Annotated in this window: 12 protein-coding genes; 4 read left to right on the forward strand and 8 right to left on the reverse strand. The window is 35.6% G+C overall.

Annotation, left to right across the window (positions count from 1 at the left end):
* Nucleotides 1–41: 41 nt before the first annotated feature.
* The 6 genes from JO178_RS06835 to JO178_RS06860 all read right to left on the reverse strand — a co-directional run bounded on the left by JO178_RS06835 (nt 42) and on the right by JO178_RS06860 (nt 5,058).
* Nucleotides 42–1,637, reverse strand: coding sequence for an MFS transporter (locus tag JO178_RS06835; protein WP_291933402.1), 1,596 nt, complete (start codon nt 1,635–1,637; stop codon nt 42–44).
* A 31-nt stretch (nt 1,638–1,668) separates the two neighbouring features.
* Nucleotides 1,669–2,115 carry a MarR family transcriptional regulator gene (locus JO178_RS06840; protein WP_291933405.1) on the reverse strand — a complete coding sequence of 149 codons (447 nt, stop codon included), beginning with the start codon at nt 2,113–2,115 and terminating at the stop codon, nt 1,669–1,671.
* A gap of 72 nt (nt 2,116–2,187) precedes the next feature.
* The gene (locus JO178_RS06845) at nt 2,188–2,421 is read right to left on the reverse strand and encodes a DUF3820 family protein (protein ID WP_291933407.1); all 234 of its coding nucleotides are present in this window, start codon (nt 2,419–2,421) and stop codon (nt 2,188–2,190) included.
* A 12-nt stretch (nt 2,422–2,433) separates the two neighbouring features.
* Entirely contained in the window at nt 2,434–3,510 is a 1,077-nt protein-coding gene (locus tag JO178_RS06850) for an AI-2E family transporter (RefSeq protein ID WP_291933409.1), read from the reverse strand.
* Between the two features lie 21 nt (nt 3,511–3,531).
* Complete coding sequence (locus tag JO178_RS06855) at nt 3,532–4,263, reverse strand: beta-carotene 15,15'-monooxygenase (protein ID WP_291933411.1); 732 nt, start codon at nt 4,261–4,263, stop codon at nt 3,532–3,534.
* Between the two features lie 72 nt (nt 4,264–4,335).
* The gene (locus tag JO178_RS06860) at nt 4,336–5,058 is read right to left on the reverse strand and encodes a hypothetical protein (RefSeq protein ID WP_291933414.1); all 723 of its coding nucleotides are present in this window, start codon (nt 5,056–5,058) and stop codon (nt 4,336–4,338) included.
* A 47-nt stretch (nt 5,059–5,105) separates the two neighbouring features.
* Between JO178_RS06860 and JO178_RS06865 the strand changes: the two genes are divergently transcribed.
* Both JO178_RS06865 and JO178_RS06870 read left to right on the forward strand, forming a co-directional pair.
* A complete protein-coding gene (locus tag JO178_RS06865) occupies nt 5,106–6,083 on the forward strand; it encodes an aminodeoxychorismate synthase component I (RefSeq protein ID WP_291933416.1) in 978 nt (325 codons plus the stop codon).
* Entirely contained in the window at nt 6,067–6,693 is a 627-nt protein-coding gene (locus JO178_RS06870) for an aminotransferase class IV (protein ID WP_291933418.1), read from the forward strand. Before JO178_RS06865 ends, JO178_RS06870 begins: the two co-directional genes overlap by 17 nt.
* 2 nt (nt 6,694–6,695) lie before the next feature.
* Here JO178_RS06870 and menD read toward each other — a convergent pair whose 3' ends face one another.
* Complete coding sequence (gene menD, locus JO178_RS06875; RefSeq protein ID WP_291933420.1) at nt 6,696–8,366, reverse strand: 2-succinyl-5-enolpyruvyl-6-hydroxy-3-cyclohexene-1-carboxylic-acid synthase; 1,671 nt, start codon at nt 8,364–8,366, stop codon at nt 6,696–6,698.
* Between the two features lie 84 nt (nt 8,367–8,450).
* On the opposite strand from menD, the gene JO178_RS06880 reads away from it, so the two are divergent.
* A complete protein-coding gene (locus JO178_RS06880; protein WP_291933422.1) occupies nt 8,451–9,401 on the forward strand; it encodes a 2-oxoglutarate and iron-dependent oxygenase domain-containing protein in 951 nt (316 codons plus the stop codon).
* A gap of 320 nt (nt 9,402–9,721) precedes the next feature.
* Entirely contained in the window at nt 9,722–9,886 is a 165-nt protein-coding gene (locus tag JO178_RS06885; protein WP_291933425.1) for a hypothetical protein, read from the forward strand.
* Nucleotides 9,887–10,053: 167 nt separating this feature from the next.
* Here the strand turns inward: JO178_RS06885 and JO178_RS06890 are convergent.
* A partial coding sequence (locus JO178_RS06890; protein ID WP_291933426.1) for a hypothetical protein occupies nt 10,054–10,291 on the reverse strand: 238 nt, incomplete at its 5' end.

A 10,291-nucleotide genomic window follows, 5' to 3' on the forward strand; every position in this document is an offset into this window, starting at 1 on the left:
TCCGTCTCAGGCGGTATTTTCGATACCGCCTGAGCTCGATTTTACGAAAGTTTAGTCAATGGATATGTATTTTTCCAGACTTCATAGTGGATATTAAATACTTTAAGGCATAAGCAGATGAACATGAGTACAATACTCATTATACAGAGCATCATAAATATTTCATCCACCCCTCTTAATAAAGCATCCGACAGCACTTTTTTCTGAAGGCTTCCTAGAGCCATATTCTGAGCAGAAACCATATCCATACCTTTGTTTATAAATCCTGCTGTGAGGGTATTGAGATAATCCGTTACTTTAGGATCTGTCGGTACAATATGCTGAGCAAAATCTGTACTGAATTTTATTTTATAGTAGGCCAGTTGATGTCCAAAAAAAGCAGAAGTTATAGGCATGGCCAGCATATATCTGGAAAATACACTAAAAAATACCCGGGTACTGTTATCTTTCAATTCCACATTAGAAGAAACATAATATGACAGGCTGGTCATCGTTACTCCATAGGCAGCTCCCCTTATAAACTGAGGGACAATCAGTGCTTCCTCAGGAATATCAAAAGCCACCAGTTTTTTAATCAGAAAATAGAACAGAGCATAGAGAAGGAATCCGAGCACCAATGCACCTCTTGCCTTATGCTTTTTATGAAGCCATATTCCTGTTAAAGGCACTGAAACAATAAAGGCTGGAATCATATACAGATTAGAGATATTTGCATATTTGGTATCCCCTTTAAAATTGAGAAGCAGAAAAGAAGAGATCACTGACGATGAATTATATACGACATATAATAAAAACATAAAAACTACTCCCCAGCCGATTTGTTTATATCTTACGAAGGCTGAAAGATCTATCATCGGATTTTTATGATACCTATTACTTGTAATAAAAACAAGAGTACTGAAAAAGAAGATGAAAGAGCTCAGAATAATGGAGTGATCATACCACCAGTCCAGTCTTTCTCCCATTACACAAATATAAGACAGAGAAATTCCCATTACGACTAAAGCAATATAACTCAGCCAGTCAATATCTTTTAATGTTACAGTAGATTCATCCTTATTACCGTGTAAAGCAGTCTGAACAATAAAAAGACTGATAACAATTCCGGGAAGCCATAAATAATAGATATAATACCACTCGTAGTCTACAATAAGCCATGAAGCAACGAAAGCAATTCCCTGAGCTGTCACAAAAGAAATCGTATAGTAGATGCCATAAAAAAGTCCCCGGCTTCCGGAAGGGTTAAGCCGTTGCATTAAAAGGCGTATGGCATCAAGAAGACATATTATTTTTACGGTACCACAAAAAAAGCTCAAAAAAATCACTTCATACACATTGTTGGGAGCAATCATCAGCAAAGCGATTAAAAACTCCAGTGCAAGACAGATCAGCCAGAGATTTTTTCTCTGATAAATTTTGGTCATATGCCCTGCAATAGCAATCATCGCAACAAAACCTACAGAATTGGTAAAAGACGCAAACTGAAGGAGGTCTTTTTCCTCTCCCAGCTGAGAGGCTATAGAATTAATATCTACCCCCTGCAATCCGTTGACAACAGATTGAGAAATCAGAAGAATGAGGAGAAACGGGGTTTTCATCCACTCCGGAACTGACTGATAAAATGAATCCTGCTTCATATTGGTTTGATATCTAACTTTTAATTGAAAATTATTTTATTTTTTTAAATAAAGCATCCAAAACATGAATGGTAGTGGTAAGGTCTTTTTCAGAAACGGTAGTTTCAATTTCAGAAAGAAGCTCCGAAATGATGGGCGTTACTTTTTCTTTAATCGTTTTTCCTCCATCGGTAAGAAAAATATTTTTATTTCTTTTATCACTTTGATTCTGAACCCTTACTACCAGATTTCTTTTCTCAAGATTATCAATCAGACTGGTAAGGCTTGCTTTGTCACGGTAAAGAACATCTGAAATCTCCTGTTGATTTCTTCCGTCTTTTTCCCACAGACATCTTAATACCAGATACATTTCTAAAGTGATATTGATATTCTCCCTCGTAAAGTCTGCCAAAATTCTGTTTCGGATTGCAGACTGCAGATTTGAAACTTTTCTGGGTAAAGCTTCCTGAAGTTCAGAAATATCTAAGGGTATATTCATACTGCAAAGTTACAAATTAGTTTGACATCTAACTATTAATTTAAGTAAATTTTAGGGATAAAAAGTAAAAATTTAAGAATTTCGCAGAGAGGCTCTGATAGGAATTAGAAGTTCCGTGAGTCCGTTGATTTTGATTTCATAAACGGTTGAAAGCTGCATACCAAGTTTTCCTTTAGGCATCCCATTTCTGTTGAACCATTCAAGATAACTTACCGGCAAATCGGCAAGCACTGTTCCTTCGTATTTGCCAAAAGGCATTTTAACAATACAGATTTCTTTTAATATTTCCGGATTAAGTCCTTCCACTTCTATAAATAATTAAATTAATTTTTCTTCTACATCATTCTGATTTGGCAACTCCAGATCAGGAGGAGCATTTTCGTCAGAAAATTCATTTCTGTATACCTGAATTAAAAGCAAGGTAAGCGAAATCAGAATAGGACCGAAAATAAGCCCCATGAATCCAAATAAATTCATTCCCATAATAATTCCGAAAACGGTATTAAGCGGGTGAATATTTTCAAGTTTCTTCAAAAGGGTAAAACGAAGCAGATTATCGGTGAGCCCCACAATCACAACGCAGTATGCTGCCAGTCCAAGCCCCTGTACCGTATTTCCTTCTGCAATCATAAAAATACATACCGGAACATATACAATAGCCGTTCCTACAACCGGAATCACTGAAGATACTGCTGTAAGAGCAAAAAGAAGGGCCGCTCCCGGTGCTCCGAAGATAAGATATCCGATAAGAGCCACTATTCCCTGCCCTACGGCAACAACCGGAATTCCTATAGCATTAGCCATAATAAGTTTCCTCATTTTATCTCCTATCAAAGAGATGTTTGCTCTCTTCAAAGGTGCCGAAGTCGTAAGAATTCTTTCGAACAGCCGAGGCTTTTCCAGCATAAAATAAAGAATAAAGTACATAGACATCACCACAGTAAGGGTATTAAATGTACCACTCAGTGCGGAAGTTGAAATTTTTCCCACTGAACTTTTAAGCTTAGTCATGTTTTCCTGGCTGAGAATGTCAAACCCTACTTTGGAATAGATATAAGAATGGATCTTATCCAGGAAAACATTAAACTTAGCCATATAAGCCTGTGCATTTCCCAATTTATCAATAATCAGGTCTGCAATAAAGTAAATCGGTAAAATCAGAATGATAAGACTCGCAAACATCAGTACAAATGCGGCAAGGGAGGGTTTCCACTTTTTTTCTTCCTGCAGGTAAAAATTGTATTTCCTGCAAACCACATAAATGGTAATAGCTCCTAAAACTGAAGGTACAAAGAGCGCCAGATTAAAACAGATCAATCCTGCCAATACTAAAATAATGACCAGTAATGAAATCTGTTTTATTGCCGTACTGCTTATTTGCTTTTCTTTATTCATCAATTGTTATTTAGTATTTTTTTAAGGCTGTTTAAACATAATTTGTCGTGGCTTTCCTAAAAATGCGCAATATGTAGAATACATCACGACCATCATAAACGGAGCTGTCAGAATAATTCCGATGCCACAAAGAATGATTCCGGCCATAGAAATTAATCCGCCTAAAAAGGTTGTTAATAGGAATGTTCCATAGTTCTCCTTAGCAATATTAAAAGATTTTCCTAAAGCTTCCGTAGCAGATGCATTTTCAAATAACAGAATAGGATATCCTAATAATAATAAAGGATAGACAAAAAAGAAAGGCAGCACACACAATGCCATTGCTACTGCGGAAATAATACCTGAAAGAAAACTGTAAATCAGAATATTAACAAAATTCTGACGATACCCTATAAACAGATCCGAAAATTCAATCTGGTTTTTAGTATTGTATTTGTTGACAATATAAATCAACCCTACATAAAGAGGAGCCAGCAAAATTCCAAAAACTCCTGAAAATGTCATATACAAAGGAAACCCCGGAGCATTCCAATAACTGAAATTGCCACCTGAAGATTTCATTTCTTCTACCATTGAGGCAGAATTGAAACCTGTGATGGACTGGATAAGAAAGCCTCCGATCAGATAAATGACCATGGCCACCACTCCATAAAGGAAAACTCCTTTATACATTTCAAAGGCATGCGAGATAATTGATCCCGTTTCTTTATTCGGAACAGACCCCTGCTGATCGAATTCGTTAAATTCAGACATAGTTTAATATTTTAATGATTTTACCAAAATTAACTTTTTTTAGCAAAAAAACATATTAAACAGGAATGAATTTTAGCGTTTTTCTGAAAAAACTGTTCTATAAAGAGAATATATCATCGCATTCCAGAAAGGAAAAGTGAAGAGCCCACCAATAAAAAATAAGGTAAATCCAACGTATTTAAAGAATACAGCAACAATTGTACAGACTAAAATTTCCAGAAAATACATCTTAAGTGCTTTAAAATTTAAAGAAATGGCTTCAAAAATTCTTTTGTCTGTAAAAAACATCAATGGGGCTACAAACAAGGTAATAAGGACCCAGATTACAGCCAGAATAATGGTCTGAAAAGTATATGAAAATACAAAGAACCAGAATATATAATACCCGATATATTTAAAGAAATTAATTCCATTATAACCGACAAGAAGGTCTCCCAGTTCCGGTTTTTCCTTCAGATCAATTTTTCTGTATATCTGGTAGAATCCAAGATTAAGGGGATACAGGAAAATGGTAGTTCCGATCAATGCCCACGAAAATTTCCGGAATCCGTCATTGGACATCATTTTCATAAGCTGTGCAGAATAGACTTCCATTCCGTCTTTGGCATATTGGGCCGCTTCTGCATACTGATTTAAAATATTGTACCGGGCATCGAAGAAAAAAAGAACGGTAAGAAAGATTCCAAAATAAAAAATCGAAAACATCAACTGATAAACCAGCGTTTTATTCCAGTAAAAAAATGCCTGCTTCAATATAAAATCTATTCCCGGTTTCTGCGGATATTTATTCTGCATCATAAAAATTTTATGCAAAAGTAAACATCAATAAGTATTTTTGTCGAATGTTTTCAGCGAATCATCAAAAATTTATAGAAATGGACGAACTTTCTCTTCAGAAGGTTCCCTATTTCTTCGTCATTGACTTTCTGTGTAAGAACGTCGAAATTTATAGAGAAAGCGAAATTGAAAATTCAGGATTAATGATTGATTTTCAAGGCTTTTCAATCAAAAAAAAGCAAAACAAACTGCCTGAAAAAATTGAATGGAAATCATTCCCCGAAACGCTGGAAAGCTTTAAAACCGGCTTTGCCAAAGTCCAGAAAAATATTCGTCTCGGAAATTCTTATCTGATCAATTATACCAGAAAAACAAAAATTGAGACTAATTTAACTTTGGAGGAAATTTTTTATCATTCTCATGCGAAGTATAAAGTTTTTTATAAAGATTTTTTTGTATTTTTTTCTCCGGAAACTTTTGTGAAGATTATTGACGGTAAAATTTTGACTTATCCTATGAAGGGCACCATTGATGCTTCTCTGGAAAATGCAGCGGAGATTCTGAAGAACGATAAAAAGGAAAAGGCAGAGCATTATACCGTAGTAGATCTTCTCCGAAACGACCTGAGTATGATAGCTGATGATGTGAAAGTAGATCAGTTTCAACAGATTGATTTTATCAAGACTCAACAAAAAGATCTGTATGCAATGAGTTCAGAAATTTCAGGAAAACTGAAACCTGAGTTTAATGGAAAAATAGGAAGCATTATGCAAAAGCTGCTTCCTGCAGGATCTATTCTGGGAGCTCCCAAATCGAAGACCCTGGAAATAATCCTTAAAGCTGAAGGTTATGACAGAGGATATTATACAGGTGTTTGCGGGTGGTTCGACGGTAAGAATGTAGACAGCTGCGTAATGATACGCTTTATTGAAAAAGAAGAAAACCAACTTTATTTCAAAAGCGGAGGCGGTATAACGCACATGAGTAAATTAGAAGACGAATATCAGGAAATGAAAAACAAAATCTATGTCCCAATTCATTGAAAGCATTAAAGTAGAAGATCAGGAAATTTTTCTTTTAGATCTGCATCAGAAACGTGTAAATCAAACATTCTCCCATTTCGGAAAGGAAGAATCAATTGACCTTGCCAAAATCTACAAAAACCTGCAACACGATGAAGACGGTCTTTTTAAGCTGAGAATAGCCTATGACCTTGATAAAAGAATCCGGACACAGATGATTCCTTATGCTATTCCTGAAATACAGGACTTCCAGCTGGTGGAAAATAACAGCTTCGACTACTCTTTCAAGTTTGAAGACAGAAAAGAGCTGGATAAAATGAAAATGAAGGCTAAGGCTGAAGAAATTATTATTATCAAAAATAATCATATCACTGATACTTCTTTCTCCAATCTTCTGTTCCTGAAAGGCAAAGACTGGTTCACTCCAACTACTTATCTTTTAAACGGTGTACAAAGGCAGCATCTTTTAAAGCAAAAAAAAATAAAGGAAGCAGAAATCACTTTACAGAACATAAAGCAATTTACCCACTTCCAACTTATTAATGCTTTAAATGATTTTGATGATATGTTCATTTACCCGGTAGACAGAATTATCAATCTACCCGGAAATGAAGAATATCTGGATCTTTAGTTTTATTTCAGGAAATTAAAATAATCTTTCAATACATCTGCACTGTTCTTTCCGTGGGTATTCACTTCCAGGATTTTTGGCTGTGCATCAGGTTTGAAGAAGTTTTCCAGGACTCTGTCCAGAGACATTTCATCTTCTACTTTCACATAAGAGAATCCGAAATGTTTAGCCAGATACTCGGCATTTTTACGATGTTTGGTTGCAATAAACTCATCCAATGTATTAGGATTTGCATTCCCTGGTCCCGGAATGATTTTAAAGATATTCCCTTCTCCGTTATTGAAGATCATAATTCTTACAAATGGTGGTATATACTGGTTCCATAAACCATTGATATCGTAAAAGAAACTTAGATCCCCTGTTATCAGCAAGGTAGGGTTTGCATTTTTAATAGCGAATCCCATTGCAGTAGAGGTTGACCCGTCAATTCCGCTGGTTCCTCTGTTGCAATACATTTTTCTCTTGCCAAAATCAAATAGCTGAGCATACCTGATTCCGGAAGAATTACTGACATGAATATTATAATTTTCAGGAATCGTCTGTGAAGCCTTATTGAAAAAATAAAAATCTGAAAACTCAACAGTATTCAAAAACTGTTCATGTTTTGCATCTTTTTTATCTCTCAAAACATCCCATAAATTGAAATAAGGTCTGGGTTCAAGGTTAATGAACTTTAAAAGTTTTGAAAAGAAAACTTCCGGCTTAATTTCAATTTTCTCAGTTAATGAGAAATAGGTATCCGGCTGCCAGACTTCATCCAGGTGCCAGTGTTGTTTTGGACGCGCGCTTCTCAGGAACTGCTTTACTTTTTTGGAAACCACATTCTGACCTACCGTGATCAGAAGATCCGGAGCGTATGTTTTATAGTCTTCCTCCGTAAAATTAAAAATCAAACGGTCAATATGTCTGAAAAACTTCTCATGATACAGATTTGAATTGGCTTCGCTTAATACAACAACTGAGTGATTTTTCACTAATTGCGTGAGCTGATTTTCCAGTTCAGGGCTATAATCTCTTGTTCCTACCAACAACATGATTCTTTGAGAGGTATGCCACTCTGCAATCAGATTAGAAGGGATTTCGTATTCCTTATGTCTGATAGTTTTCTCAACCGTCGGAAAAGACGGAAGTTCAGAAACCAGCTCATATAAAGGTTCTTCCAGGGGAATATTGATATGTACAGGACCTTGCTTTTCAAAACAAAGCTCAATTGCTTTCTTAATGATATCAAAATTAATATCTTCTGCATTCTCTTTACTGTCTTCCAGGAGCTGGAAATCACCATAAGAATGTTGATGAAAAACATCTTTCTGCCTGATCGTCTGCCCGTCAAAAATATCAACAAAGTCAGTCGGTCGGTCTGCAGTCAGTATCAAAAGTGGAATATTCTGATAAAAAGCTTCTGTAACAGCAGGGTAATAATTGACTACAGCTGAGCCGCTCGTACAGGTAATTGCTACAGGTTTTTTTTCGCTTTTAGCCATTCCCATTGCTACAAAAGCAGCACTTCTTTCATCTACAATGCTGAAACAGTTGAAACTATCCACTTCTGAAAAGTGAATCGCCAAAGGAGCATTCCTTGATCCCGGTGAAATTACAATGTCTGCAATTCCGTACTGCTGAAGAAGATGCGCAAGTATCTGAATACTTCTCTTAGAAGAATATTTTTTCATACAGCAAATTTAACTTATAAATAATGATTTTAAAATCATTTAATTTAAAAAATATGTAATTTTGCTGTTCGTAAATTTCTAAAAATGGATAAAATACCTAGTGTAGACCTGCGTGATTTCCTTTCGGACAACCCGGAACGCAAACAGAAATTTGTAAATGAAATCGGAAAAGCTTATGAAGAAATTGGTTTTGTTGCCTTAAAAGGCCACTTTCTTGATGATCAATTGGTAGATGAATTGTATGGAGAGGTAAAAAACTTTTTTGACCAACCAGTGGAAACGAAACAAAAGTATGAGATTCCAGGAATTGGTGGCCAGAGAGGCTATGTAGGATTTGGTAAAGAAACTGCAAAAGGTTTCAAAAAAGGAGACTTAAAAGAATTTTGGCACTTTGGACAATACCTGTCTGATGATTCAAAATACAAAACCGAGTATCCCGACAACGTAATCGTTGAAGAACTTCCGAAATTCAACGAGGTAGGTAAAGAAGCATTTCAGATGCTTGAAAAAACCGGACAGTATGTATTGAGAGCTTTAGCTATTCACCTGGGCTTAAATGAGTTTTATTTTGATGATAAAATCGCAGAAGGAAACTCTATCTTAAGACCCATCCATTACCCGCCAATTACAGAAGAACCGGACGATGCCGTAAGAGCAGCAGCACACGGCGATATTAACCTTATCACTCTTTTAATGGGAGCACAGGGAAAAGGTCTTCAGGTTCAGAACCACAACGGAGAATGGATCGATGCGATCGCAGAACCGGATGAATTAATGATCAATGTTGGAGATATGCTTTCAAGACATACCAACAATAAACTGAAATCTACCATTCACAGAGTCGTTAATCCACCGAGAGAATTGTGGAGTACATCAAGATTTTCAATTCCTTTCTTTATGCATCCAATCAGTGCTATGTCCTTAAATGCTTTGGACAATTGTGTAGACGAAAACAATCCAAAATTGTATGAAGATACAACAGCTGGAGAATTCCTACATGAAAGACTGATTGAACTCGGCTTAATCAAGAAATAATATTCAAATAGTCAATAATTCATTATTGGCTATTTTTTTTACTTTTCATTTTCTGGGTAATGAATACATTCTATTTCCTTTTCATATTTCAAGCCTCATTTCAGGGATAACTTGCTCTATTTATAGGATGGACTTTACCTGAACGGATAAACTCCTCAGAATGCCCTTTTCTGTTCACCATAAGCACGCCGGACCTGGAAATTACCATAACTCATTATTTTTTTCTTTTCTAAAAGTTAATTTTTAACATATAACAATAGAGTTAATTAAAAATATTTTATATAAATTTACATTAGTATCAATTTTTTAATTAAAACAATATGAAAAATCTAAAAAAACTAAGAAAAGACCAGTTAAAAAGTATTTCCGGAGCAGGTGTTAATCTTCCTGAACCAGAATTTTGTATGTACTATTGTAATGGTACTGTAATTTGTGCTGGTTGCAGTGATGATTTCAAATGTCCTGATGGAGATCCTAGTATGTAAGAATATTTGAAAAGTCAAAATAATAAAATTAAGCCGTTTCTTCTTTGAAACGGTTTTTTATATTTAGTGATTCTTTAAATACGGCATAGCTGCACGATGGTATTTCCAAAGCTAAAATAAGCCTGTTTTTATACCTTATTTAAGTTCCTATAAGGAAAGGCTCCAGATTAAATAATAAGTCTGTTATTTAATCTTAAAACGGTTATGAATAACGGTACATCATCAATAGGGACGGGCTTTAGCCCGTTCAAATCATAGATGGCCTCGTACGGCAAGTATAAAGCAAAAAAAAATCCTTTATCATAAAGATAAAGGATTTTTAAAAATAAAATAAAAACTGGCGGCGGCCTACTCTCCCGCGTTAGCAGTACCATCGGCGCTGGTGGGCTTAACTTCTGTGTTCGG

The sequence above is a fragment of the Chryseobacterium sp. genome (genome assembly GCF_019236175.1).
Taxonomy (GTDB): domain Bacteria; phylum Bacteroidota; class Bacteroidia; order Flavobacteriales; family Weeksellaceae; genus Chryseobacterium.